The sequence below is a fragment of the Paracidovorax oryzae ATCC 19882 genome (assembly GCF_000687165.1).
GTDB classification, from domain to species: domain Bacteria; phylum Pseudomonadota; class Gammaproteobacteria; order Burkholderiales; family Burkholderiaceae_C; genus Paracidovorax; species Paracidovorax oryzae.
Window position 1 is genome coordinate 140,131 of record NZ_JMKU01000011.1, and the last position, 23,875, is coordinate 164,005.

Genomic DNA, 23,875 nt, shown 5'->3' on the forward strand with positions numbered 1-23,875 from the left:
TCGCCAAGGAACGCCCGCACCAGTTTCGCATCCTGGTCGAGCCGCCGAACGAGCCTGCCGCACCGAACGTATGCGTCATCCTGGCAACAGTATCAATCCAGCCGGATCGAGGCTCGCAGCCGCGCATTGATCCGGTCGACCAGCCAGAGCAAGCTGCCGCGCCAGAGGCCGTGAATCCTTGCCTGGTGGCTGCGATAGAGCATGACGTGGCTGAGTTGCGCAAGGCGCCCGCGCAGCGTGACACCTTTCAACAGCCCGAACTTGCCCAGTGAGCCATAGGCATCGTACTCGCCCAACGATACCAAGGCTCCGAAGTCGCGGTGGATGAAGTCGGGAATCGTTGCGCCATTCAACAGCTTGCCGGGAAGATGGGCGATCAGGTGCTGTGCCTGCTGGTGGGCGACCTGAGCCGTCGGCGGCAGTGGTCGTTCAGCGCCCTGAAGGGTCAGGCTGGCGCAGTCGCCGACCGCGTAGACATTCGGATCGATGAGGGACTGCAAGGAAGGTGTGACCACGATCTGGTTGGTACGGCTGGTGGTCAGCCCGTCGAGGCCGTTCAGAAAGTCGGCAGCCTTGACTCCGGCCGCCCACACCTTGAGCGCCGCCGGCACCTGCGTGCCATCGCCCAGGAGGAAGGCCTCGGCGGAGGCCGCCTTGACGCGGGTATCGGTCATTACCGTGATGCCAAGCGATTCGAGGCGCGCGCGGGTGGCGGCGGCGATATCCTGCGGAAACGCTGCGAGCAGCCGAGGCCCGCTTTCGATCAGCGTGACCGACAGGCGGGAAGCGAGTCCCTGCGCGCCGTAGCCGATGGCCGATTCCTTCAATTGCACCAGTTCGGCGGCCAGCTCCACGCCGGTAGCGCCGCCGCCGACGATCGCGATCGGCAAATCGGTGCCCTGCGCAAGAGCCTGCAACATGCGCAGCCGCACTTCATGGTTGAAGGCGTCGGCTTGCAGGCGGGAGTCGATCTTGAAGCAATGCTCGGCCACGCCGGGCGTACCGAAGTCGTTGGCCTGGCTGCCAATGGCCAGAATCAGCGCGTCGTAGCCGATATGGCGCGCGGGAACCAGCAGCCGTCCATCCGGCGCGTGCAGTGGCGCGATCCGTATCTGGCGCGCCTTCCGATCCAGACCGCATAGGTGGCCGGGCTGATAGATGAATCCGGCGCTGCGTGCCTGGGCAACATACGGAGTCTGCTGTTGGGAAACGTCGCGTGTGCCTGCGGCGATCGTGTGCAGCATGGGCTTCCACACATGCGCCGAGTCCGCATCCACGAGCGTGATGGCCGGAACCGGCTGTTTTCCCGCGCGCTGGCGGCGCCAGCGCCGGCCAAGCGTGGTGGCGATTTCCAGTCCGGCGACGCCACCGCCCACGACGACGACATGTAGAGGAGGGGATTTCTCGTTATCCATGATGTCAATGGCCTTCCTTGCCTGATCCGGTCCCAGGAATTCGGGACGGCCTGTGGGCTCTGTCGGAGCCACTCTTCGCCAACCCATGATCTTCTTCGAGGCGGGCCAGATACGCCGCGAGCGCGCGCGGCACTTCTCGCAGATATAGATCTGCACGATGCGGGTTGGACTGGAAGCCCACGTGCATGCCGCCTGCGGCAATTGCGTGCATCACCGCAACATAGTCCTCAAGGGCCGCAGCCGTGATTCCTGGCAGGCGGGCGCCAAGAACATGCCGAAATGTTCGCATGAAGTCGGCGTCGCCCTCGGCCGTATCGCGCCCGTGCATCACGGCCAGGAAATCCGGGTGCCGGTTGATGTGCTCGATGAAGGGCCCTACGAGATGTTCGATCGTGGCGGCGGTGGACATTGACTGCCAGACCTCTGCCGGCACCGCGATGAGCTGTTCGTTGATCTGCCTGACAGCGGCCATGTGCCGTTCGACCAGTATTTGCAGCAGGCTCTCCCGATCAGGGAAGAAGTGGTACATCGAGCCGACGGAGGTCTGTGCGCGCTTGGCCACCAGATGCATCGTCACTGCGGCGACGCCGCCTTCGGCCGCCATTGCCGCGGCCGCCTGGAGGATCGCTTCGATACGGGCCTGGCCACGCGCCTGTTGGGATGCGCGTGGCGCTTGTTTGCTGGTCGAGGCTCTGGTCATGGTTGTCGAGGTGATGGGGCGCTGCGCCAGCAGAGGCGCCCGAAACAAAACTAGACGATTTTGTCTATTTTATAGATAATCGATTCCTTGGTCCAGATTTGCGTGTGCCGTGGATGCGATGCGTCTGCAGGACATCCCCCAACCATGAAAATTTTTCCTGGCCTCGTAGTCTGTGAGCATTGCGACAGCGTGTACCACCGCCGCACACTGGGCAGCGGCGAACGTGCACATTGCGAGCGCTGCGCTGCGGTTCTCTATCGCGCCAGCCAATTGGACATAGACCGTTGGCTGGCCCTGACCGTCGCCGCTGCGATCGTGTTCGTGATCGCCAACGTCTGCCCCGTCATCCGCATCAGCCTGCAGGGGCTGCACAACGAATCCACGCTGTGGCAGGCTGCCGCCGCGCTGGCACATGGCGCCGCCGCACCGATCGCGCTGCCCACCGCTCTGTCCGTGATCATCGTGCCCTTCCTGCAGATCGCCCTGCTGGGCTGGGTGCTGATCCATGCCCGGCGCGGACGGCGCGCGCCGGGTTTCGCGCAGGCGATGCGCATGCTGGTGGCGCTGCGGCCGTGGAGCATGATCGAGGTCTGCCTGCTCGGCATCCTGGTGGCGGTGATCAAGTTGTCGAGCATGGTGCAGGTCGCCCCCGGCGCCGGCATATGGGCGACGGCAGTGCTGATGGTGTTGATCACCCTGATCGCCAGCCGCGACCTGCACGGGCTGTGGGAGTTGTCCACCTCGTCGGCGGCCGACCAGGAGTTGCGCGCATGAGCCTGCCCGCCCGCGCGCGCCAACTGGGCGTCGTCGCCTGTCATGCCTGTGGCCTGGTATGCGAGGATGTCCTGGGCACGAGCGGGCACGGCGACTGCCCACGGTGTGGAGCGGCACTGCACCGGCGTCGCCCGAACAGCATCGCGCGCGCCTGGGCCTTGCTGATCGCCGGGGTCATCTTCTACATCCCGGCCAACGTGCTGCCGGTGATGTACACCGAGCTGCTGGGCCGTGGCCACGAGAGCACGGTCATGGGCGGCGTGATCCAGTTCTGGCAGGGCGGCTCCTACGGCATCGCGCTGGTGATCTTCATCGCCAGCGTGGCGGTGCCGTGCACCAAGTTTCTGGTCATGGCCCTGCTGCTGTGGACTTCGCAGCGGCACAGTCGCTGGAGGCGGCGCGAGCGCGCCCGCCTTTACCGGCTGGTCGAGGTAATCGGCTACTGGTCGATGCTCGACGTGCTGGTGGTGGCCGTGGTCGCTGCGCTGGTGAAGTTCCAGGCGCTGAGCGACATCGAGCCGCGCGTGGGCATTTTCTTCTTCGGCGTGGTGGTGATCCTGACCATGCTTTCGGCAATGAACTTCGATCCGCGCCTGATCTGGGATGACGACAAATGAGTGAGCCTTCCAACACCCCGCAGCCGGGCGAGCCGGCGGTGGCCCGCCGGAGCTGGCCGATCTCGCTGGTCTGGCTGGTGCCGATCGTGGCCGCGTTGGTCGGGCTGTCCATGCTGGTGCATGCCTGGATGTCGGCCGGGACGGACATCCAGGTGCGCTTCGACACCGCCGCGGGCCTGGAAGCGGGCAAGACCGCGGTCAAGTACAAGGACGTGACCGTTGGTGCGGTCACCGCCATTGCCCTGAGCGATGATGGTTCGCACGTGGTGGCCACCGTGTCCCTGGACAAGAGCGCCACAAAGCTGACCCGCAGGGACACCCGGTTCTGGGTCGTGCGGCCGCGCATCGGTGCCGGCGGCGTCTCCGGTTTCGACACCTTGCTCTCGGGTGCCTACATTGCCGCCGATGCTGGTCACGAAGAGCAGACCGCCAAGTCCTTCGTCGGCCTGGAAACGCCACCCACCGTGGTCAGCGACACTCCCGGCAAGTCCTTCGTGCTGCATACCGAGGACCTGGGATCGCTGGGCATCGGTTCGCCGCTGTACTACCGCCGCATCCAGGTCGGGCAGGTAGCCGGCTACCAGCTCGCAGAGGACGGCAAGACCGTGCGTGTGCAGGTGTTCGTCAATGCTCCCTACGACCGCTTCGTGACCACCGATACGCGGTTCTGGAACGCCAGCGGCGTGGACATCTCGCTGGGCGCGGACGGGCTCAAGCTCAAGACCCAGTCGGTTTCCACCATCGTCTCCGGCGGCGTCGCCTTCGGCGCGCCATCGGGTAGCCAGGCCGCAGTGGCCGCGGAAAACGCCGAGTTCACGCTGGCCCAGGACGAGCAGACGGCACTGGCGCCGCCGGACGGCCCGGCGCAGTACATCCGCCTGCGTTTCGAGCAGTCGCTGCGCGGGCTCGCGGTGGGCGCGCCGGTGCAGCTCTCCGGCGTGGACTTGGGACGAGTGGTGTCCATGGAGCTGGACTACGATCCGGGCAGACACAGCTTCCCGACCGAGGTCGGCATCGTCGTCTATCCGCAGCGGCTGGGTCGCGTGCTGCAGCGCCCGCCGAAGATGGATGGCGGCTCGCAGGAGCAAGCTGCACAGCTGCTGCACGGCATGGTCGAGCACGGCCTGCGCGCGCAGGCGCGCTCGGGCAACCTGCTGACCGGCCAGCTCTACATCTCGCTGGACTTCGTGCCCAATGCGCCGAAGGTGGCGTTCGACCCCAAGGCGCGGCCTCTGACCCTGCCGACCATCGGCAGCAGCTTCGACCGGCTGCAGGAGCAGATGGCGAGCATCGTGGGCAAGATCGACAAGATCCCGCTGGACTCGATCGGCCGCAACCTGGACGCGACGCTGGCCGACCTGGACCGCATGCTCAAGCAGGTCAACGGCCAGGTGCTGCCGCAGACCACGCAGACGCTGCAACAGGCGAGCCAGGCCTTCAGCACGGCCCAGGGGATGTTGGCCGATGACGCGCCGCTCCAGCAAAACCTCGGGCTGACCTTGGAGGAATTGCGCCGCAGCGCTCGCTCGCTGCGCACACTGACCGATTTGCTGGGTGAACAGCCGGAAGCGCTGCTGCGAGGGCGCCGTGCCGACGATGTGCGCACACTCCCGCCAGCGCCAACTCCCGCGAAGGGTTCCAAGGAGTCCCGATGAAGACCAGGCCTGTGTTGTTCCCTGTCCTGCTCGCCGCCGTGCTGGGCTTGGGCGGCTGCGCGTCCGCGCCCGTGCGCTACTACACGCTGGTGGCGCCGGCTGCCAGTAACGGCGCGGCGACCGCTTCGTATCAGATCGAGGTGCTCCCTGTGGGCATACCGGAGGCACTGGATCGACCAGGGCTGGTGGTGCGCCAGGGCGAGGCGGGAGTCGCGGTTCTCGACCGCGAGCGTTGGGCCGGGCCGCTGGGGGAAGAGGTGCGCCGCGCCTTGTCGGCACGACTCGCCGTGCTCCTGGGCGCGCAGGATGTGTCGGGCCTGGCGCGAGCGCCCGGCCAGCCCGTCGTGCGGGTCAAGGTCGAGATCCGCCGCCTGGATGCCTGGCTCGGCCGGCAGGTGGACATGGACGCGGATTGGAGCATGGGCTTCGCCAGTTCGCCACAGCAGCGCACGGTCTGCCGCAGCCGCCTGAGCCAGAGTGCGCCGGCGGGCGACGTCGAAGCACTGGCGACGGCCTGCCAGCAACTGCTGAACTCGCTGGCGCAAAGAATCGCGCACGCAGTGCAGTCACATGGCGGAGAGAACGACGCCGATTGCACCTGACCTTCACCGCCTATCGTTGTTGTTGTTGTTGTTGTTGTTGTTGTTCGCGTAGCGCGGAGGGGGCGCAACCTCAGCGGCGGAGGATATGGATAGGTCGGCATCGCTGGGCGGTGGAGAGAGAGAGCATGGATGGCTCGCAGGCTTGGGCAAGCTGCGCATCCGCTTCAAGAGGCGGCTGGACATCCACGAAGCGCTGTTGAAACCGGCTGCAGCCGCTCTTAATAACCTCGTTGCTGGATCGGATAATCTTTGACGTGTCGAGCACAAGAGGTGCACTGTAGAAACCCTGCAAAAGCGCGTGTTGCAGTCGATTCGATTCCAAATTGAAAAATGCGCTGCCTCGATGACGCAAAGAATTAAATGTTTCATGGGAGGTCTGTCATGGTTCTATCAAATTGGCCCCTGGCTCGCCGGCTTTCTCTGGCATTTGCTGGCGTGATCGTGATTTTCCTCACCGTGATCGGCGTGGCGATCAAGAGCCAGAACGAGCTCAAGAAAGCGGATGAGATGAATCAGCACACCTATTTGGTGCTGGGCGTCGGGCAGGAGATGCTGCAGAGCATGGTGAACATGGAAACGGGCGCGCGAGGTTTCCTGCTGGCCGGGGAGGAGCGATTTCTCGAGCCCTGGACCACCGGCATCAAGAGCTTCGATGCCGCCTGGAACAAGGCAAAATCCCTGACTTCCGATAATCCGGCGCAGCAAAAGCGCCTGGAGGATATGCGAGCCCGGAAGGCAGAGTTCGTTTTTATTGTCGAGAAGATGCAAGGGCTGCGCAGGGAGGTCAATGGCGGCGCAGTTTCCTGGGAGGATTTCCTGGCCGAGTTCAGGAAAGGTCTCGATAAAGCTGCCATGGATGGATTCCGTGCGCTCGAAGGGGATTTCAGCAAAATGGAGAGGGACCTGCTCGCGGTTCGCTCCGCCGCATTGGACGGTGCCCGGCGCACGACCTTGATGCTCGAGTTCGGCGGGTCGGCCTTGGCGGTGGTCATGGCGACTTTCCTGGGGATGTGGGTCATCCGGTCGATCACCAGGCCGGTTTCCCAGGCCCTCGGTGTCGCGCAGGCGGTGGCGGACGGCGACCTGACGACGCGCATCGACGTTGCCGCCCGCGACGAGGTCGGCACCCTGCTGCTGAGTCTCAAATCCATGAACGACTCGCTGGCCCATGTTGTCACGCGGGTACGGGAGGGCAGCGAATCGGTGGCTGCCGCCAGTACCCAGATCGCCCAGGGAAATTCCGACCTGTCGGCCCGAACGGAGCGGCAGGCGAGTGCCCTGCAGCAAACGGCCGCATCGATGGAGCAGCTGGGCTCGACCGTCAAGCAGAATGCCGACCATGCCCGCCAGGCCAACCAGTTCGCCCAGGAGGCCAGCGTGGTGGCGACCCGTGGGGGCGAGGTCGTGTCGCAGGTGGTGCAGACGATGAAGGGCATCAGCGAGAGCTCACGCAAGATCGCCGACATCATCAACGTCATCGATGGCATTGCATTCCAGACCAACATCCTCGCGCTGAATGCGGCGGTGGAGGCGGCCCGTGCGGGTGAGCAGGGCCGTGGTTTCGCGGTAGTGGCGGGAGAGGTGCGCAGCTTGGCCGTGCGAAGTGCCGAGGCGGCCAAGGAAATCAAGAATCTCATCGACACCAGCGTCGCGCGCGTCGAAATGGGCGAACAACTTGCGGACCGGGCTGGCACCACCATGGGGGAGGTGGTCGGCAGCATTCGCCGGGTGACCGAGATCATGCGCGAAATCAGTGCCGCCAGCGGGGAGCAGAGCGCTGGCGTCAACCAGGTCGGCGAAGCCGTCATACAGATGGACCAGGTCACCCAGCAGAACGCCGCGCTGGTCGAGGAAATCGCAGCCGCAGCCGCCAGTCTCAGGGCGCAGGCGCAAGACCTGGTGCAGGCGGTCGGCATCTTCAAGCTGGGGCAGGCGGTGGCTGCGGGCCAGGCTGTCTTTTCGGGCACCGACCGAGCGCTGGTGCCATAGAGCGAACGGACTGCACCGAGATATGCCAAAGCGATTTGCTCGTTCCACCCACCATTCCACTTGCCATATCCGCGAAATCGCGTTTGACGAGTCACCTGCGTTGCATCCGCGGCGTCGACAGGGGCTTGTCATCAAACGCCGAGCAGGGGCGGTTACGCTTTGTCAAACTGTCGCATTGCATTTTGTCGATTCGGCTGCACTGGCGAATCGTCCCAATGCCCCTGCCTCCTTGCTCGCGCCTTCATCCGGCAGGCCATGCGCTCGTCGTCGATGACCATCCACTCGTCGCACGCGGCATGGCCGATTTTCTAGGCCAGCACCCTGCTATCGCCGAAACCTGCCATGCCTTCGATGGGGCCAGCGCACTGCGCATCGTGGCCACGCAGGGGCCGCCCATGCTGGCCCTCGTGGATTTCTGGCTCGCCGAGGGCGCCGCGACTTCCTTCATCGCCAGCCTCCTGGCCATGTCTCCCGCAACCCGTGTGCTGGTGACGAGCGCGGACCAGCACCCGGCGATTGCCTTGAAGGCCCGTGCAAGCGGTGCCCACGGGTTCGTCCACAAGCGCGAAGCGCCCGACACCTACCTTGCGGCCGTGACCGCGGTGCTGGGCGGCCGGGTCTGGTTCGATACGGACGCGGCTGCATTGCATCCACGGTCGCCGGCCCGGTCCACGGCGCCCCGCGAGATCCACCTGGCGCCTGCCGACATCGGCCTGACGCCGCGGCAGGGGGAAATCCTCGCACTCGTCCTGGACGGTCTGCAGAACAAGCCAATTGCCTCCGCGCTGCACCTCTCGGAGCACACCGTCAAAGAACACCTCACGGCGATCCTGCAGAAGCTCCAGGCCCGCAACCGGGTGGAACTCATCGCCAAGCTGCGCGGTGTTCGCATCGATGGCGCTTGAACTGCCGGTGCGGCGGCAGGTGCCGACCGGCTAATATTTCACGAAGTAGGGATCGGTGCACTCGGCGAACACGACGGCGCAGTTTGCCCTGCCGCTGTCCTGGCAGTCCTTGAGGGCCCGGGCGCCGGCGACTTCCTTGTTCTTTCCCGTGTTCGTGAAAACGCCACGCTGGGCGTTAGAGCCAGAGACGGCAATGCACTGGTTGAAGAACGTCGCGTCCACCTTGCAGTCGGATGCGCCCTGGGCCTGGCACCTTTTCAGGGCATCCTGGCGCGCGTCTTCTTCCGAGTCCTTGCCTTTGGAGGACCAGGCTCCGCCCGCCTGGTTAGAGCTGACGAGGGCCCCCCAGGTTTTCACCCAGTGGCCTGTCGGCCGCGGAGGCGCGCTGTCGCCGCTGTCGCCGCTCGGACCACAACGCGCGCTGCCCGCGGCCACGCCGGAGGGGCATGCGGTCTGGGCGTGCAGGCTCGAAACCGCGATAAATACAGTGAGAAGCAGGGGGACGGACGTACGGAACTTCATTTGCATGCTTTCCTATCTCAGTCCGGCTTGCCTGCACCGGGTACGGGAAGCTGGCACTGGGGGCTGCCTGCCTGCACATGATTGGCTTTCGCCTTGGCCTGCACTTCCTTGAACCCCTCGGCGTAGAGGGTGTCGAAGGTCGCCTGGGAGACGCCGTCCGCAAGGTAGAGCCGGCGCGCCTTTTCCTTGTGCGCATTGATCTGGGCCTGGTTGAGCTTGCCGCACACGAACGCCATCGCGGCGGCTTCGCCGGTGGACTTGATCGCCTCCTTGTTGAATTCGCTGGTACCCTGCGCTTGCGCCAGCGGTACACAGGCGATCGTGAACAAGGCCATCAGGATGGGGGAGAAGCGGGGCATCTGCGATTCCTCGGTGAACAGGTTGCGATAGGGCTGTACAAGCCGGATCCAGGGGGCGGCGCTGCAAAGCACATGCTGCTGGAAGCTGGGCATTAGAACCCGGGTGCTGGATGTGGATGCAACCAGATTCAACAGGGATCCACCACGTGCTCGGGCAACCTCGGCATGCCTGTCGCTACCCCAGGGAACACGGTCTTATCATGGCGCAAGACCTGCCGGCCCGCTACCGAAGATTCCATGCCGCAACAGGCAATTTCTCTGCGAAGACCTTGATGACCCTGTCACCCCATCGCTTTCCCAGGCCGACGGTACCGCGGATGCTTGCATCGGTCATTCTGCTGTTTGCCATGTCCTGTTCGACCTGTGCGGGTGGTGCCTCTGCGCAGCCGGCGGGCCATCTGCAGCCTCCAGAGCGCCCGTCGCCATCCGGAAACGGTGCGTTGCAGCCGGGTGAGTACATGACGGAGCGGGGCTGGGGACGTCTTTTGATCAGGAGCGAGAAAGGCGAGATGACGTTTTCGCTCGAAAGCACCACGGGTGACAGCCTGTGCTCGCTCGATGGGCCCATCGACGGCGGCCAGGGCGTTGCCATGCAGGACGGCAGGCGTTCTTCCTGCATGGTGGGCTTCGGCCACAGCGCGCAGGGCATCGATGTGAAGGCCGCTACGCCTGCCGAGTGCAGGGATTTTTGTGGCTACAACGGAAGTTTCGCAGGGCGTTATATGCGGGTGAAGGAGGGTTGCGGCAGGGATGAAGTCGATCGCACGCGTGCCGCGTTCCAGCGTCTCTATGACCGCAGGAATTTCAAGGCGGCCCTCGCCACCCTGTCTCCTGTGCTGGAGAGCTGTTCGGTGACCCTGGACTGGGAAGACGAGGGGGCCGTTCGCAACGACCTGGCCATCACGCAGTACCGCAACGGACTTCATGCGCAATGCCTGGCGACGCTCGCCAAATATGCAGGGGATGCCGCAAAGGACGATGATGCGGCGGTGGATGGCTGGGCGCCTGCACTGGCGGAGCGCTACCTGGAGATCGTGCGCGCGGCCCGGACGAACATTGGCCTGTGCCGCAAAGGGGCGACGCGTACGAGTCCCGGCTGAACGCTCTAGAATCCGCTCCCGAAAATCGCCTGTCCAAGGGCGCCCTCTTCGCGGCGCTCGTCGGGCATGTCCTGTGCGGCGCCCTGTCGAGGGCCCGTGCAGCCAAGGAAGCAGTCCCCCCTGACAATGGTTCGCCGGATCGTCATCGTCTTCATGCTCTTGCTGCTGCCGCTCCAATGGACGGCAGCGCAGTTCCATGAGTCGGCCTCGTCTGCCGGGTCCGTGGCGGCGGGGTACGCCTCGGCCCAGAAGAAAGCCGCCGATGAGGCGGAAGGCATCCACTTTTCCGAAGACCGGGGCGTTCCCTGCCCATTCCACAACGTCGCCCAGCCTTCGTCGATCGGCGATGTGCCGAACCCGCGGTGCCCCGTGCAGCAGGCCTCGAATGCGTGGGTCGTTCCCAGGCATCTCCGGCACCGGGGCACCGGTGCCGCCAACGATATCGAGCGCCCCAAGTGGTCCTTCCACGCTCCATCGACGGTGGACTGCGGGGGAATGATCACCTGATTGACTGCGCCCCTGCGGTCCACCGAAGTTTTCATCACTTCGGAGACCCAGGTGTCCCATACCAGACCATTCATCGCAACGGCCTGCTCCGTCCTGCTGGCCGGCTTGCCCCTCTTTCCTGCGCCCGTACATGCGCAGCCCTTGACCACCCCGGCCCGGGCCACATCCACTGAACCGTCGGCCCGCTCCCTGACGCTGGCGGAAGCCATCGCGCTGGCGCTCGCCAGGAACACGGCCATCGCCGTGGCGCAGCGCGAGTTCGACGCGACGCGCGGCGCCGTCCTGCAGGCCGGCCTGCGCCCGAACCCCGAGCTGTCCGTCCAGCAGGAGGATTTCAAACAGGGGCGGCGAACGTCCACCGTCCAGGTCACCCAATCGCTGGAGCTCGGCGGCAAGAGGGCCCACCGGACGGCGGTCGCCGAGCGGATCAGCGCGCAGGCCGCTGCCGACATCGAGCAGGCCCGCGCGGATGTGCGCTCCCAGGTCGTCGTCGCCTTCCATGAAGTGCTGGTCGGCCAGGAACGCCTGCGGCTGGCGCGGTCTTCGCTGCAGCTCGCCACCGGCGATGCGGAGATGACCGGCAAGCGCGTGCAGGCGGGCAAGGTGGCCCCGCTGGAGGAAACGCGCGCGCAGGTCGCGCGCGCCGCAGCGGTTGCCGAGGTGGCCCAGGCGGAAGGCGCGCTGCGTGCCGGCCGCCAGAAGCTGTTCGCCCTCTGGGGCGACACTGGCCACCGCGAAACCACGCTGATCGGCCCCCTGGACCTGCCTGCCGAAGGCCTGGCCGACGAGGTGGTGTTCGCCCGGATGGCCGCATCGCCGGTGCTGCAGCGTGCCCGGCTGGAACGGGAGCGGGCGGAAGCGGCCGTGGCACTGGAGCGTTCGCGCCAGGTCGTGGATGTCGCGGTGTCCGTCGGCGTCAAGCGCAGCCAGGAGAACGGGGTGACGGCCGCCGTCGTGGGCCTGACCGTGCCTCTGCCCCTGTTCGACCGGAACCAGGGCAACCTCGCCGAAGCACTGGCGCGGGAGGAGAAGGCCCGGGAGGAACTGAACGCGGCCGAGCTGCGGCTGGCGTCGGAGATCGCCCAGGTGCGCGAGCAGCTGCGGTCGGCCCGCGCCGAAGCGCAGACCCTGCAGCAGGACGCGATTCCCGGCGCGCGCGAGGCCTACCGCGTTGCATCGCAAGGCTTCCAGCTGGGCAAGTTCAGCTACCTGGAAACGCTGGATGCCCAGCGCACCCTGGTCGGCACCCAGGCCCAGTTGCTTCGTGCCTTGCTCGATACCTACCGCGCAGCAGCCGAGCTGGAGCGCCTGCTCCACGTCACGGATGCCTCGTCCGGCCTCCTGAACCCCTCCAAGCCCTGAACGCCATGCAATCCCCTGTTGAAACTTCCGCCGGCAAAACCCAGAGCCGGCACCTGATCCTGGCCATCGCGCTCGTCGTTCTGGCGGCCATTGCCGGATTTTTCATCCTCCGGCCCGCCAAACAGCCTGGTGGCGCCGATGGGCATGCGGCCGCCGCGCGGCCCGCCGACGGGCATGGCGAGGGCCATGCCGCGGAACCCGAGGAACATGGCCACGAGGACGGCCGTGAAGAGGGCCATGAAAAAGGCCTCATCGCCTTCTCGGACGAGCAGTTCAGGTCTTCCGGCGTGGTGGTCGAGACGAGTGCGCCGGGCGAGATCGAAACCCGCACCCGGCTGCCCGGCGAAATCCGGTTCAACGAGGACCGCACGGCGCACGTCGTTCCCCGCGTCGCCGGTGTCGTCGAAAGCGTCGGCGCCGATCTGGGGCAGCGCGTCCGCAAGGGCCAGGTGCTGGCGGTCATCTCCAGCGTGGCGCTGTCCGAGCAGCGCAGCGAACTGCTGGCCGCACAGAAGCGCCTCGTCCTGGCGCGCACCACCGCGGACCGTGAACGCAGGCTTTTCCAGGACAGGATTTCTGCCCAGCAGGATGTCCTGCAGGCAGAGCAGGTGCTGCACGAAGCGGAGATCGCCGTCGCCAACGCCGGCCAGAAGCTGCGGGCCCTGGGCGCAACCGCCGTCTCTGGCGACCTGGCGCGCTTCGAACTGCGGGCACCGTTCGACGGCATGGTGGTCGAAAAGCACATCGCGCTGGGCGAGTCGGTGAAGGAAGACGCGAATGTGTTCACCGTGTCGGATCTCTCCACGGTGTGGGCCCAGATCAATGTGACGGCGGCCAACCTGCCGCTGGTGAAGGTCGGGGAGCCCGTGGCCATCCAGGCGACGGGCTTCCAGCACGAGGCGACGGGGAAGGTGTCGTATGTCGGCGCGCTCATCGGCGAGCAGACGCGTACGGCCACGGCGCGCGTGACGCTGCCGAATCCCGAGATGGCGTGGCGTCCCGGATTGTTCGTCACGGTGGAACTGGCCACCGGGAAGACGGCGGCGCCCGTCACCGTCACGGCGGACGCGATCCAGATGGTGGAGAACCGCCCGACCGTGTATGCGAGGGTGGACGGCGGATTCGAGGCGAGACCCGTCAAGGCGGGACGTTCCGATGGCCAGCGCGTCGAAATCCTCGATGGCCTGGCCGCCGGCACCGCATATGCCGGCAAGGGCAGCTTCGTCGTCAAGGCGCAGCAAGGCAAGGGCTCCTCGGGCCATGAACACTGAGATCCAGCATGTTCGATCGAATCATCCATTTTTCCATCGCCCATCGCTGGCTCGTGATGTTCGCCGTCATGGGCATGGCGGCACTGGGTATCTACAACTACCAGCGCCTGCCCATCGATGCGGTGCCGGACATCACCAATGTCCAGGTGCAGATCAACACCGCGGCACCCGGCTACTCCCCGCTGGAGACGGAGCAGCGGGTCACCTATCCGATCGAAACGGTGATGGCGGGGCTGCCGGGACTGAAGCAGACCCGGTCCCTGTCGCGCTACGGGCTGTCACAGGTCACGGTGATCTTCGAGGACGGCACGGACATCTATTTCGCCCGCCAATTGGTCAACGAACGCATCCAGGCGGCGCGCGAGCAGATGCCCGAAGGCGTGAGTCCCGTGGCCGGGCCGATTTCGACGGGCCTGGGCGAGATCTACCTGTGGACCGTGGAGGCCGGGGTGGGTGCGCGCCGCCCGGACGGCAAGGAATACACGCCCACCGATCTGCGCGAGGTCCAGGACTGGATCATCAAGCCGCAGCTGCGCAATGTGAAGGGCGTGGCCGAGATCAACAGCATCGGTGGATTCGCCAAGGAGTACCAGGTCGCGCCGAGTCCTGAAAAGCTCCATGCCCATGGCCTGACGCTCGCCGATGTCGTCACCGCCCTGGAGCGCAACAACGAGAACGTGGGTGCCGGCTACATCGAGCGCCGCGGTGAGCAGTACCTGATCCGGGCGCCCGGGCAGGTGCGGACCATCGAGGATATCGGGAACATCGTTGTCAGCAACGTGGCGGGCGTTCCCATCCGCATCGGCGACGTGGGCGAGGTGATCGTCGGCAGGGAACTGCGCACCGGAGCCGCCACGGACAATGGCAAGGAGGTGGTCCTCGGCACGGTGTTCATGCTCATCGGAGAGAACAGCCGCACGGTGTCGCAGGCCGTGGACCGGAAGATGGAGGAAATCAACCGGACCCTGCCCGCGGGCGTGAAGGCCGTGACGGTCTATGACCGCACGGTGCTGGTGGACAAGGCGATCGCCACGGTGAAGAAGAACCTCCTCGAGGGCGCGATCCTGGTGATCGCCGTGCTCTTCGCCTTCCTCGGCAACATCCGCGCGGCGCTGATTACCGCCATGGTCATTCCACTGGCGATGCTCTTCACGTTCACGGGGATGGTCTCGCAGAAGGTCAGCGCCAACCTCATGAGCCTGGGGGCGCTGGACTTCGGGATCATCGTGGACGGCGCAGTGGTGATCGTCGAGAACTGCATCCGGCGACTGGCCCACGCGCAGCACGCCGCGGGGCGCGCGCTCACCTTGAAGGAGCGGTTCGCCGAAGTGTTCGAGGCGGCCCGGGAAGCCCGGCGTCCGTTGATCTTCGGCCAGCTCATCATCATGGTGGTGTACCTGCCGATCTTCGCCCTGGCGGGAGTCGAGGGCAAGATGTTCCATCCCATGGCCTTCACTGTCGTGATCGCGCTGCTCGGCGCCATGGTCCTGTCGGTGACCTTCGTGCCGGCCGCGGTCGCGCTCTTCATCGGCAGGCATGTCGCGGAAAAGGAAAACCGGATGATGGCCTGGCTGCGCGCACGCTATGAACCGCTGCTGGAGCGGGCGCTGGGCGCAAGGCTGGTGGTGCTCACGGCGGCCATGGCGGCCATCGTGCTGTGCGGGCTCATGGCGACCCGCCTGGGCACCGAGTTCGCCCCGAACCTCAGCGAAGGAGACCTCGCGATCCAGGCCATCCGCATTCCGGGCACCAGCCTCAGCGAATCCGTCGCGATGCAGCAGAGGATCGAGATCGCCGTGAAGGCGAAATTCCCCGAGGTCCGGCGCGTCTTCGCACGGACGGGAACGGCGGAGATCGCCTCCGATCCGATGCCGCCGAACATTTCCGACGGCTACATCATGCTGAACCCGGTGAGCGAGTGGCCCGAGCCGCGCAAGACCCCGGCGGAACTGCGCGATGCCATCCAGGAGGAGGTCGAGAAGATCGCCGGCAACAGCTACGAGTTCTCGCAGCCCATCCAGCTGCGGTTCAACGAGCTCATCTCCGGCATCCGCAGCGACGTCGCGGTCAAGATCTTCGGCGACGACATGGACGTGCTGAACAGGACGGCGGCCGAAGCGGCGGCGGTGCTCGCGAGGCTGGACGGCGCTTCGGAGGTGAAGGTCGAGCAGACCACGGGCCTGCCCGTCCTGACCGTGGGCATCGACCGCGCCAGGGCCGCGCGCTATGGCCTGAACATCGCGGATGTGCAGGGCACCCTGGCGACGGCCGTGGGCGGCCGGCGCGCCGGCACGATGTTCGAAGGCGACCGCCGCTTCGACATCCTGGTCCGCCTGCCGGATAACGTCCGGACCGACCTGGAGGCGATCCGCCGGCTGCCCATTGCCCTGCCGAGGAACGGCACGGCCGCGACATCGTTCATCCCGCTGGGCGAGGTCGCTTCCCTGGACATCGCGCCGGGGCCCAACCAGGTGAGCCGCGAAAACGGCAAGCGCCGGATCGTCGTCAGCGCCAACGTGCGTTCGCGGGACCTCGGCTCCTTCGTGGCGGAGGCGCAGGCGGCGATCCGGCAGGTCGCGCTTCCCTCGGGCTACTGGGTGGAATGGGGCGGCCAGTTCGAGAACCTGCAGTCCGCGGCGAACCGCCTGAAGATCGTGGTGCCGGTGTCGCTCGGCCTGGTGCTCGTGCTGCTGTTCGCCATGTTCGGCAACGCGCGGGACGGCCTGCTGGTGTTCACGGGTATCCCGTTCGCACTGACGGGGGGTGTCCTGGCACTCTGGCTGCGCGACATCCCGCTGTCCATATCCGCGGGCATCGGGTTCATCGCGCTTTCCGGGGTGGCGGTGCTCAACGGCCTGGTGATGCTGTCGTTCATCCGGCAATTGCGCGAGGAAGGCATGCCGCTGCCCGAAGCCGTGCGGACCGGCGCGGTACAGCGCCTGCGTCCGGTGCTCATGACCGCCATGGTGGCATCTCTCGGCTTCATTCCCATGGCCCTGGCCACGGGGACCGGATCGGAGGTGCAGCGCCCGCTGGCGACGGTCGTGATCGGCGGCATCCTGTCTTCCACCGTCCTGACGCTGCTGGTGCTTCCGCTGATCTACAGCATGGCGCACCGCCGGGGCGGCATGGCGGGCACCGGTGGCCGGGAGTTCGCGAACTGAAGGCGGGCGCAATCCCGCCTGCTTCAATCCACCCTGGATGCGCCCCCGCCCGGCGCCCCGGCGGTGTCGCTGCCGAAGCGCCGGCAGTGGTTCTTGCCATCCTGCTTGGCCTCGTACATCGCATGGTCGGCCTGCCGCAGCAGCAGGTCGGGCGTGTCGCCGTCGAGGGGGTAGAAGCTCAGGCCCATGCTGGCCGAGACGAAGCCCTGGCCCTTGGGCAGCGGCACGGGCTGGCGCACGGCGTGCAGGATGCGGTTGATGAGGGGGGTGCAGTCCTCGGGGGTCTGCAGGCCGTTGATGAGCACCACCATCTCGTCGCCGCCCAGGCGGGCGAGGGTGTCTTCCGCGCGCAGCTGGGACTGGATGCGCCGGCCCACCTCGATGAGGAGCTGGTCGCCGGCGGCATGTCCGTGCTGGTCGTTGACGCGCTTGAATCCATCGAGGTCGAGGTAGCACACGGCCAGGAGCTGGCGCCTGCGCTGCGCCTGCACGATGCCCTGCACGAGGCGGTCTGCCAGCAGGCGGCGGTTGGGCAGGCCGGTGAGGCTGTCGTAGAGCGCGATGTGCTGCAGCTCCTGTTCGTGCGCCTTGATCTGGCTGATGTCGCTGATGACCACGATGTAGTGGTGCGGATGGCCTTCCTTGCCCAGCACGCTGGCGATGGAGATGCGCTGCGGCATGGCGATGCCCTGGCCGCGGCCCAGGATCTCTCCCTGCCAGTATCCCTGGGACTGGATGGTCCGCCAGATGGCCGCGAAACGGGGGCGCTCGGGCGCACGGTCTTCCGCGGTGCCGTCCTCCGCGGCCTCCTCCGAGCCGGGGTAGAGCGCTTCCACGGGCGTGCCCAGCAGGTCCTGCCGGCAGATGCCGGTCGTGCGTTCGAAGGCGGGGTTGGCATCCACGATGTGGTGGTCCGAGTCGAGGATCAGCACGGCCTCGTAGCTGTGCTCGAACACGCTGGCGGCGATGCTCAGGCGCATTTCAGCCTCCTTCACGCCGCGCAGGTCGATCAGGAAGCCGACGAAGAGCGGGCCGTCGGGCGCGTTGGCGCGTCCGATGGATAGGCGCAGCGGCAGGGCGCTGCCGTCGCGGTGCAGGCCCACCACCTCCCGGCCCGTGCCGATGATGCGGGCCTCGCCGGTGGCCAGGTAGCGCTGCAGGTAGCCGTCGTGGGCTTCGCTGTCGGGGGAGGGCATGAGCATGCGGATATTGCGACCCAGCACGTCGCCGGCGGTCCAGCCGAAGATGCGCTCGGCCGACTGGTTGAAGCTCTGGATGATGCCGCGCCCGTCGATGGTGATGATGCCGTCCACGGCGGTGTCCACCAGCGCGCGCAGGCGCGACTCGCTGCGCCGCACCTTGCGGTAGAGGTCGCGGTAGAGGAGGAATCCGTTCACCGCGCCGGCGAACAGGCCCACGCAGGCGGTCACCAGGGTCACGGTGATCGCGAGCATCTGCACCCACTCGCGGCCTTCGCCGCCGCCCGGTTCGGCCGTGCCCACGAAGCGGGCCGCGGCCATGGCGGTGTAGTGCATGCCCGAGATCGCGCAGCCCATGATGGCGCCGCCGAGCAGGTTGGCCTTCCACGGCGCCATGCCGATGCGCCGCATGAGCATGAAGCGCACCCACAGCGCCGCATTGGCCAGCGCCACCGCGACCACCAGCGATGCGGTGAACCACAGCGGGTCGTAGCGCAGCAGCGGGGCCATGCGCATGGCCGCCATGCCCATGTAGTGCATGGTGCCGATGCCCGCGCCCACGAGCACGCCGCCGAGCATGAGCTGGCGCGGCCGCACGTCGGGGCGTGCCAGGAGCGACAGCGCCAGCCACGAGGCGCACATCGCTGGAAACATCGACAGCATCGTGAGCGCCACGTCGTAGTGCACCGCGGCGCACAGCGTGAATGAAAGCATGCCGATGAAATGCATGGCCCAGATGCCTGCACCGAGCGCCACGCCGGCACTGGCCAGTGCGAGCACGCGCGACGATGTGATCTGGGCGCCGCGGGCCTGGCCGGAGAGGTAGAGCGCGAGGGTGGAGGTCAGCACCGCGACGGCCACCGAGAGGGCGACGAGCGCGGGATCGTGGCTGCCGGCGAGCAGTGCCCCCGCGGGCAGGCCGTCCGCCCCGTCCAGAAGAAAGAAACGCTCCAGTTCCAGCATGCGCAAGGCTCCTCCCAGGTGTCGGTGATGGCGGCAGGCCTCCTCGGGCGTGCTGCCGGCGGTGCCCCGTCCGCGTCGCAGGCGGCGTTGCTTTTTCGCTCTCCGTCCCCAATGATGCGGGGAGCGCCGCCTCGCGACAAGTCATCGCCGCAATATCCCGTGCCGCGGCTTGCATGCACGCGACGCGGCAAGGTCCGCGTCAGCCGCAGGGCCTGGGGACCCAGGCGTGGAGGAGGGCTGGACGATGGGGGGATTCAGGCCGCGGCCTGTAGTCCCTGGCTGAAATGGTCCAGCATCGCGGCCGCGGCGCGTTCCCCGTCCCGGGCCTGCAGCGCGCCGAGGATGCCTGCGTGCTCGCGCAGCGACTCCTCGATGCGGCCCTGGCGCAGCAGGGAGTTGTGGCGGTTGAGCTTCATGACCTTGCGCAGGTCGGCGACCATCTGGTTGCGCCAGCGGTTGTCCGCCAGTTCGAGCAGCCGCATGTGGAAGCGCTCGTTCACGCCGAAGAAGCGGTCCCGGTCGTCCACGCACGCTGCCAGCTCGGCGTGCAGCGCCTCCAGCTCGCGCAGCTGCGCATCGGTGGCGCTTTCAGCCACCACGCGCGCGGCATCGCTCTCCAGCAGCGCCAACAGGTGATAGACGTCGCGCAGGTCCTTGTCCGACACTTCGGTGACGTACGCGCCCCGGCGCACCTTCATGGTCACCAGCCCTTCGGCCGCCAGCACCTTCAAGGCCTCGCGCAGGGGCGTGCGGCTGATGCCGAATTCCTCAGCGATCTTCAGCTCGTCGATCCAGCTGCCCGGCTGCAGCTCCCGCCGGAAAATGCGCTGGCGCAGATGCTCCGCCACTTCCTCGTAAAGGGCGCGTGGGGTGAGCGAGGCGGTGGACATGGCGCGGAATGGTACGTCAAAAAAATGATGAATTAATAATTACGGAATCGGCTAGACTCGCCTTTGCTTCCCCGTGCTGCCCGGAGACAAGGCGGTGCGGAACCTCCGATCGACAAGCAAAACCCCGACGCGAGCCATCCATGAGCAGCAGCCAGACGCCCCCGCCCGAATTCCAGTCCGCCGATCTCGCCGCCTGGGCGAAGGCGGCGGCCAGGTCCGCACCGGGCGGCGATGTCTCCGCGCTGAACTGGGTCACGCCGGACGGGATCACCGTGAAGCCCCTCTACACGGCAGAGGACGTGGCGGGGCTGCCCCATGCCAACACCCTGCCGGGCTTCGAGCCCTACGTGCGCGGCCCGCAGGCCACCATGTATGCCGTGCGGCCCTGGACGATCCGGCAGTATGCGGGCTTCTCCACGGCGGAAGAATCGAACGCCTTCTACCGCAAGGCGCTGGCGGCGGGCGGGCAGGGCGTCTCGGTGGCGTTCGATCTCGCCACGCACCGCGGCTACGACAGCGACCATCCGCGCGTGACCGGCGACGTGGGCAAGGCGGGCGTGGCCATCGACAGCGTGGAGGACATGAAGATCCTCTTCGACGGCATCCCGCTCGACAAGGTGAGCGTTTCCATGACGATGAACGGCGCCGTGCTGCCCGTGCTGGCCGGCTACGTGGTCGCGGCCGAAGAGCAGGGCGTGCGGCAGGACCAGCTCTCCGGGACCATCCAGAACGACATCCTCAAGGAGTTCATGGTCCGCAACACGTACATCTACCCGCCCCAGCCTTCGATGCGCATCATCGGCGACATCATCGGCTACACGGCGCGGAACATGCCGAAGTTCAACTCCATCTCCATCAGCGGCTACCACATGCAGGAGGCGGGGGCCAACCAGGCGCTGGAGTTGGCCTTCACGCTGGCCGACGGCAAGGAGTACGTGAAGACCGCGATCGCCTCGGGCCTGGACGTGGACGAGTTCGCCGGGCGGCTGTCGTTCTTCTGGGCGATCGGCATGAACTTCTACCTCGAGGTGGCCAAGATGCGCGCGGCGCGGCTGCTGTGGTGCCGCATCATGAAGGGCACGGGCGCGAAGAACCCCAAGAGCCTGATGCTGCGCACGCACTGCCAGACCTCGGGCTGGTCGCTCACCGAGCAGGACCCGTACAACAACGTGGTGCGCACCACCATCGAGGCCATGGCGGCCGTGTTCGGCGGCACGCAGAGCCTGCACACCAACAGCTTCGACGAGGCCATCGCGCTGCCCACCGAGTTCTCGGCCCGCATCGCGCGCAACACGCAGCTCATCATCCAGGAAGAGACGCACATCACCAACGTGATCGATCCCTGGGCCGGCAGCTACATGATGGAAAAGCTCACCCAGGACATGGCCGACGCCGCCTGGAAGATCATCGAGGAGGTCGAGGCCATGGGCGGCATGACCGCCGCGGTGGACTCGGGCTGGGCCAAGCTCAAGATCGAGGCGGCCGCCGCGGAGAAGCAGGCGCGCATCGATTCCGGCAAGGACGTGATCGTGGGCGTGAACAAGTACCGCCTGGCCAAGGAAGACCCGGTGGACATCCTGCAGATCGACAACATGAAGGTGCGCGACGGCCAGATCGCGCGGCTCGAACGCATCCGCGCCACGCGCGACGCGGCGGCCGTGCAGCAGGCGCTCGATGCGCTCACCGCAGCGGCCGAATCCGGCACCGGAAACCTGCTCGATTTGTCCATCCAGGCGATCCGCCTGCGCGCCACGGTGGGCGAGGTGAGCGACGCGCTGGAGAAGGTGTTCGGCCGCCACCGTGCCGACACGCAGAAAGTGACGGGCGTGTATGCCGCGGCCTACGATTCGGCCGAAGGCTGGGAAAAGCTCAAGGGCGAGATCGACGCCTTCGCGGAAGGCGAGGGGCGCCGCCCGCGCGTGATGATCGCCAAGCTGGGACAGGATGGCCACGACCGCGGCGCCAAGGTGGTGGCCACGGCCTTCGCCGACCTGGGGTTCGACGTGGACATGGGGCCGCTCTTCCAGACACCCGAGGAATGCGCGCGCCAGGCCATCGAGAACGACGTGCACGCCGTGGGTGTCTCCACGCTCGCGGCCGGCCACAAGACGCTGGTGCCGGCCATCATCCAGGCCCTCAAGGACCAGGGTGCCGACGACATCATCGTGTTCGTGGGCGGCGTGATTCCGCAGCAGGACTACGATTTCCTCTACGAATCGGGCGTGAAGGGCATCTACGGCCCCGGCACGCCGATCCCGGCGAGCGCGAAGGACGTGCTGGAGCAGATCCGCAAGGCCGTGGCGGCCTGAGGATGCGTGCGCCCGCGATGCCTGTCGCCTCGCCGTATTCACCACCGCCCGGACCCTCCGGCCTGGGCTGGGAGGCCGTCTCCGAAGGAGACTTCGCCGCCATGGCCGAGTTGCGGGCCGAGGCCCTGCGCGAGAGCCTGGAGCGGCTGGGCCGCTTCGATCCGGTGCGCGTGCGGGAGCGGCTGCGCGATGCCTTCGTGCCCGAGGGCATGCGCCACATCGTGCGGGACGGCGAGCGCATCGGCTACCTCACGCTGCTGCCGCGCGTGGCCGACGGCACGCTGAGGCTGCACCACCTCTACCTGCGGCCGGGCGCGCAGAACGCAGGCGCCGGCAGCTGGGCCATGGCCTGGGTCAAGGCCCGGGCCCGGGAGCGCGGCTGCGACGTGACGTTGTGCGCGCTCAAGCGCAGCGACGCCAACCGCTTCTACCTGCGCCACGGCTTCCGGCAGGTGGCCGATGAGCCTTTCGACCTGGAGTACCGCTGGAGCCCGTCGTGGGACGGCCCGGCCCCGGGAGCGCAGCCATGAATGCGCCCCCGCATCCGCTCCTGGCCGGCATCACCGGCGAGCCCGGCCCCGTGCAGCGCCGGGCCATCGCCAAGGCCATTACGCTGCTCGAATCCACGCGCGCCGACCATCGCGCGCAGGGCGACGGGCTGCTCACGGCCCTGCTGCCGCACACCGGCAAGGCTTTCCGCCTGGGCCTGAGCGGCGTGCCCGGCGTGGGCAAGTCCACCTTCATCGAGGCGCTGGGCCTGCACCTGATCGCGCAGGGCCACCGCGTGGCGGTGCTGACCATCGACCCGTCTTCCACCGTGTCGGGCGGCTCCATCCTGGGCGACAAGACGCGAATGGAGCGCCTGTCGGTGCACGAGCAGGCCTACATCCGCCCGAGCCCTTCCAGCGGCACGCTGGGCGGCGTGGCGGAGAAGACGCGCGAGGCCATGCTGGTCTGCGAGGCGGCCGGCTACGACATCGTGATCGTGGAGACGGTGGGCGTGGGCCAGAGCGAGACCGCCGTGGCAGGCATGACGGACATGTTCGTGCTGATGCAATTGCCCAACGCCGGCGACGACCTGCAGGCCATCAAGAAGGGCGTGATGGAGATCGCGGACCTGGTGGCGATCAACAAGGCGGACATCGACGCCCATGCTGCCACGCGCGCCGAGGCGCAGATCACCTCCAGCCTGCGGCTGTTCAGCCAGCACGGCCACCCCGGGCATGCACGGCACGACACGGCGCTGTGGCACCCGCGCGTGCTGCAGATCAGCGCGCTGCAGGGCCGCGGCGTGGACGCCTTCTGGGCTGCGGTGGAAGACTACCGGCGCGTGCAGGCGGCCAACGGGCATCTCGCGGCGCGGCGCCGGCAGCAGGCGCAGGCCTGGATGTGGGAGCGCATCGATGCCGGCCTGAAGCAGGCGTTCCGCGCGCAGCCGCAGGTGCAGGCGATGCTGCCCGGGCTGCGCGAGGACGTGCTCGCCGGGCGCATCGCGGCATCGACGGCGGCCCGCAGCCTGCTGCAGGCGGGCGGTTTCGCTCCGCCCTGACTGGCCCCGCGCAGGCCGCGGGC

20 protein-coding genes are annotated in these 23,875 nt (G+C 67.0%); 14 read left to right on the forward strand and 6 right to left on the reverse strand.

Going from position 1 to position 23,875, the window contains the following annotated elements:
- Positions 1 to 92: 92 nt before the first annotated feature.
- Both T336_RS0111275 and T336_RS25040 read right to left on the reverse strand, forming a co-directional pair.
- Positions 93 to 1,415 carry an NAD(P)/FAD-dependent oxidoreductase gene (locus tag T336_RS0111275; protein ID WP_026432615.1) on the reverse strand — a complete coding sequence of 441 codons (1,323 nt, stop codon included), beginning with the start codon at positions 1,413 to 1,415 and terminating at the stop codon, positions 93 to 95.
- A gap of 4 nt (positions 1,416 to 1,419) precedes the next feature.
- On the reverse strand, positions 1,420 to 2,115 hold the full coding sequence (locus T336_RS25040) for a TetR family transcriptional regulator (RefSeq protein WP_244883917.1): 696 nt from the start codon (positions 2,113 to 2,115) through the stop codon (positions 1,420 to 1,422).
- A 270-nt stretch (positions 2,116 to 2,385) separates the two neighbouring features.
- On the opposite strand from T336_RS25040, the gene T336_RS0111285 reads away from it, so the two are divergent.
- The 6 genes from T336_RS0111285 to T336_RS0111310 all read left to right on the forward strand — a co-directional run bounded on the left by T336_RS0111285 (position 2,386) and on the right by T336_RS0111310 (position 8,657).
- On the forward strand, positions 2,386 to 2,889 hold the full coding sequence (locus T336_RS0111285; protein ID WP_020424779.1) for a paraquat-inducible protein A: 504 nt from the start codon (positions 2,386 to 2,388) through the stop codon (positions 2,887 to 2,889).
- Complete coding sequence (locus T336_RS0111290) at positions 2,886 to 3,506, forward strand: paraquat-inducible protein A (RefSeq protein WP_020424778.1); 621 nt, start codon at positions 2,886 to 2,888, stop codon at positions 3,504 to 3,506. The genes T336_RS0111285 and T336_RS0111290 overlap by 4 nt, the downstream gene beginning before the upstream one ends.
- The gene (locus T336_RS0111295) at positions 3,503 to 5,161 is read left to right on the forward strand and encodes a PqiB family protein (protein ID WP_026432618.1); all 1,659 of its coding nucleotides are present in this window, start codon (positions 3,503 to 3,505) and stop codon (positions 5,159 to 5,161) included. The genes T336_RS0111290 and T336_RS0111295 overlap by 4 nt, the downstream gene beginning before the upstream one ends.
- The gene (locus T336_RS25045) at positions 5,158 to 5,763 is read left to right on the forward strand and encodes a PqiC family protein (RefSeq protein WP_051647124.1); all 606 of its coding nucleotides are present in this window, start codon (positions 5,158 to 5,160) and stop codon (positions 5,761 to 5,763) included. Before T336_RS0111295 ends, T336_RS25045 begins: the two co-directional genes overlap by 4 nt.
- A gap of 381 nt (positions 5,764 to 6,144) precedes the next feature.
- Positions 6,145 to 7,752, forward strand: a complete 1,608-nt coding sequence (locus T336_RS0111305) for a methyl-accepting chemotaxis protein (protein ID WP_209435957.1) — start codon at positions 6,145 to 6,147, stop codon at positions 7,750 to 7,752.
- Positions 7,753 to 7,967: 215 nt separating this feature from the next.
- A complete protein-coding gene (locus T336_RS0111310) occupies positions 7,968 to 8,657 on the forward strand; it encodes a LuxR C-terminal-related transcriptional regulator (protein WP_019700695.1) in 690 nt (229 codons plus the stop codon).
- 30 nt (positions 8,658 to 8,687) lie between these two features.
- On the opposite strand, the gene T336_RS0111315 is transcribed toward T336_RS0111310, so the two are convergent.
- Entirely contained in the window at positions 8,688 to 9,179 is a 492-nt protein-coding gene (locus T336_RS0111315; RefSeq protein ID WP_026432620.1) for a DUF4189 domain-containing protein, read from the reverse strand.
- Positions 9,180 to 9,196: 17 nt separating this feature from the next.
- The gene (locus T336_RS0111320) at positions 9,197 to 9,631 is read right to left on the reverse strand and encodes a hypothetical protein (protein WP_244883918.1); all 435 of its coding nucleotides are present in this window, start codon (positions 9,629 to 9,631) and stop codon (positions 9,197 to 9,199) included.
- 107 nt (positions 9,632 to 9,738) lie between these two features.
- On the opposite strand from T336_RS0111320, the gene T336_RS0111325 reads away from it, so the two are divergent.
- From T336_RS0111325 to T336_RS0111345, 5 genes are all read left to right on the forward strand, one after another.
- Positions 9,739 to 10,638, forward strand: a complete 900-nt coding sequence (locus T336_RS0111325) for a hypothetical protein (protein WP_244883919.1) — start codon at positions 9,739 to 9,741, stop codon at positions 10,636 to 10,638.
- Positions 10,639 to 10,764: 126 nt separating this feature from the next.
- Complete coding sequence (locus T336_RS0111330) at positions 10,765 to 11,145, forward strand: hypothetical protein (RefSeq protein ID WP_026432623.1); 381 nt, start codon at positions 10,765 to 10,767, stop codon at positions 11,143 to 11,145.
- Between the two features lie 141 nt (positions 11,146 to 11,286).
- Positions 11,287 to 12,507: a TolC family protein gene (locus tag T336_RS0111335; RefSeq protein WP_019700690.1), complete on the forward strand. Its 1,221-nt coding sequence runs from the start codon at positions 11,287 to 11,289 to the stop codon at positions 12,505 to 12,507.
- A 5-nt stretch (positions 12,508 to 12,512) separates the two neighbouring features.
- Entirely contained in the window at positions 12,513 to 13,778 is a 1,266-nt protein-coding gene (locus tag T336_RS0111340; protein WP_026432625.1) for an efflux RND transporter periplasmic adaptor subunit, read from the forward strand.
- Positions 13,779 to 13,786: 8 nt separating this feature from the next.
- A complete protein-coding gene (locus tag T336_RS0111345) occupies positions 13,787 to 16,942 on the forward strand; it encodes a CusA/CzcA family heavy metal efflux RND transporter (RefSeq protein ID WP_026432626.1) in 3,156 nt (1,051 codons plus the stop codon).
- Between the two features lie 23 nt (positions 16,943 to 16,965).
- Here the strand turns inward: T336_RS0111345 and T336_RS0111350 are convergent, their stop codons facing one another.
- Both T336_RS0111350 and T336_RS0111355 read right to left on the reverse strand, forming a co-directional pair.
- On the reverse strand, positions 16,966 to 19,104 hold the full coding sequence (locus tag T336_RS0111350; RefSeq protein WP_019700687.1) for a sensor domain-containing diguanylate cyclase: 2,139 nt from the start codon (positions 19,102 to 19,104) through the stop codon (positions 16,966 to 16,968).
- Between the two features lie 254 nt (positions 19,105 to 19,358).
- Complete coding sequence (locus T336_RS0111355) at positions 19,359 to 19,994, reverse strand: GntR family transcriptional regulator (RefSeq protein ID WP_026432627.1); 636 nt, start codon at positions 19,992 to 19,994, stop codon at positions 19,359 to 19,361.
- Positions 19,995 to 20,134: 140 nt separating this feature from the next.
- Between T336_RS0111355 and scpA the strand changes: the two genes are divergently transcribed.
- The 3 genes from scpA to meaB all read left to right on the forward strand — a co-directional run bounded on the left by scpA (position 20,135) and on the right by meaB (position 23,852).
- Positions 20,135 to 22,303, forward strand: a complete 2,169-nt coding sequence (gene scpA / locus T336_RS0111360) for a methylmalonyl-CoA mutase (protein ID WP_026432628.1) — start codon at positions 20,135 to 20,137, stop codon at positions 22,301 to 22,303.
- Between the two features lie 101 nt (positions 22,304 to 22,404).
- Positions 22,405 to 22,833: a GNAT family N-acetyltransferase gene (locus T336_RS0111365; protein ID WP_051647132.1), complete on the forward strand. Its 429-nt coding sequence runs from the start codon at positions 22,405 to 22,407 to the stop codon at positions 22,831 to 22,833.
- Complete coding sequence (gene meaB / locus T336_RS0111370; RefSeq protein ID WP_035225797.1) at positions 22,830 to 23,852, forward strand: methylmalonyl Co-A mutase-associated GTPase MeaB; 1,023 nt, start codon at positions 22,830 to 22,832, stop codon at positions 23,850 to 23,852. The genes T336_RS0111365 and meaB overlap by 4 nt, the downstream gene beginning before the upstream one ends.
- The last annotated feature ends 23 nt before the right edge of the window (positions 23,853 to 23,875 follow it).

Coding starts and splice junctions, on each gene's coding strand:
- T336_RS0111275 (WP_026432615.1), bottom strand. CDS start 1,415: ATGGATAACGAGAAATCCCCTCCTCTACATGTCGTCGTCGTGGGCGGT.
- T336_RS25040 (WP_244883917.1), bottom strand. CDS start 2,115: ATGACCAGAGCCTCGACCAGCAAACAAGCGCCACGCGCATCCCAACAG.
- T336_RS0111290 (WP_020424778.1), top strand. CDS start 2,886: ATGAGCCTGCCCGCCCGCGCGCGCCAACTGGGCGTCGTCGCCTGTCAT.
- T336_RS0111295 (WP_026432618.1), top strand. CDS start 3,503: ATGAGTGAGCCTTCCAACACCCCGCAGCCGGGCGAGCCGGCGGTGGCC.
- T336_RS25045 (WP_051647124.1), top strand. CDS start 5,158: ATGAAGACCAGGCCTGTGTTGTTCCCTGTCCTGCTCGCCGCCGTGCTG.
- T336_RS0111305 (WP_209435957.1), top strand. CDS start 6,145: ATGGTTCTATCAAATTGGCCCCTGGCTCGCCGGCTTTCTCTGGCATTT.
- T336_RS0111310 (WP_019700695.1), top strand. CDS start 7,968: ATGCCCCTGCCTCCTTGCTCGCGCCTTCATCCGGCAGGCCATGCGCTC.
- T336_RS0111315 (WP_026432620.1), bottom strand. CDS start 9,179: ATGAAGTTCCGTACGTCCGTCCCCCTGCTTCTCACTGTATTTATCGCG.
- T336_RS0111320 (WP_244883918.1), bottom strand. CDS start 9,631: ATGCCCAGCTTCCAGCAGCATGTGCTTTGCAGCGCCGCCCCCTGGATC.
- T336_RS0111325 (WP_244883919.1), top strand. CDS start 9,739: ATGGCGCAAGACCTGCCGGCCCGCTACCGAAGATTCCATGCCGCAACA.
- T336_RS0111330 (WP_026432623.1), top strand. CDS start 10,765: ATGGTTCGCCGGATCGTCATCGTCTTCATGCTCTTGCTGCTGCCGCTC.
- T336_RS0111340 (WP_026432625.1), top strand. CDS start 12,513: ATGCAATCCCCTGTTGAAACTTCCGCCGGCAAAACCCAGAGCCGGCAC.
- T336_RS0111345 (WP_026432626.1), top strand. CDS start 13,787: ATGTTCGATCGAATCATCCATTTTTCCATCGCCCATCGCTGGCTCGTG.
- T336_RS0111350 (WP_019700687.1), bottom strand. CDS start 19,104: ATGCTGGAACTGGAGCGTTTCTTTCTTCTGGACGGGGCGGACGGCCTG.
- T336_RS0111355 (WP_026432627.1), bottom strand. CDS start 19,994: ATGTCCACCGCCTCGCTCACCCCACGCGCCCTTTACGAGGAAGTGGCG.
- scpA (WP_026432628.1), top strand. CDS start 20,135: ATGAGCAGCAGCCAGACGCCCCCGCCCGAATTCCAGTCCGCCGATCTC.
- T336_RS0111365 (WP_051647132.1), top strand. CDS start 22,405: ATGGCCGAGTTGCGGGCCGAGGCCCTGCGCGAGAGCCTGGAGCGGCTG.
- meaB (WP_035225797.1), top strand. CDS start 22,830: ATGAATGCGCCCCCGCATCCGCTCCTGGCCGGCATCACCGGCGAGCCC.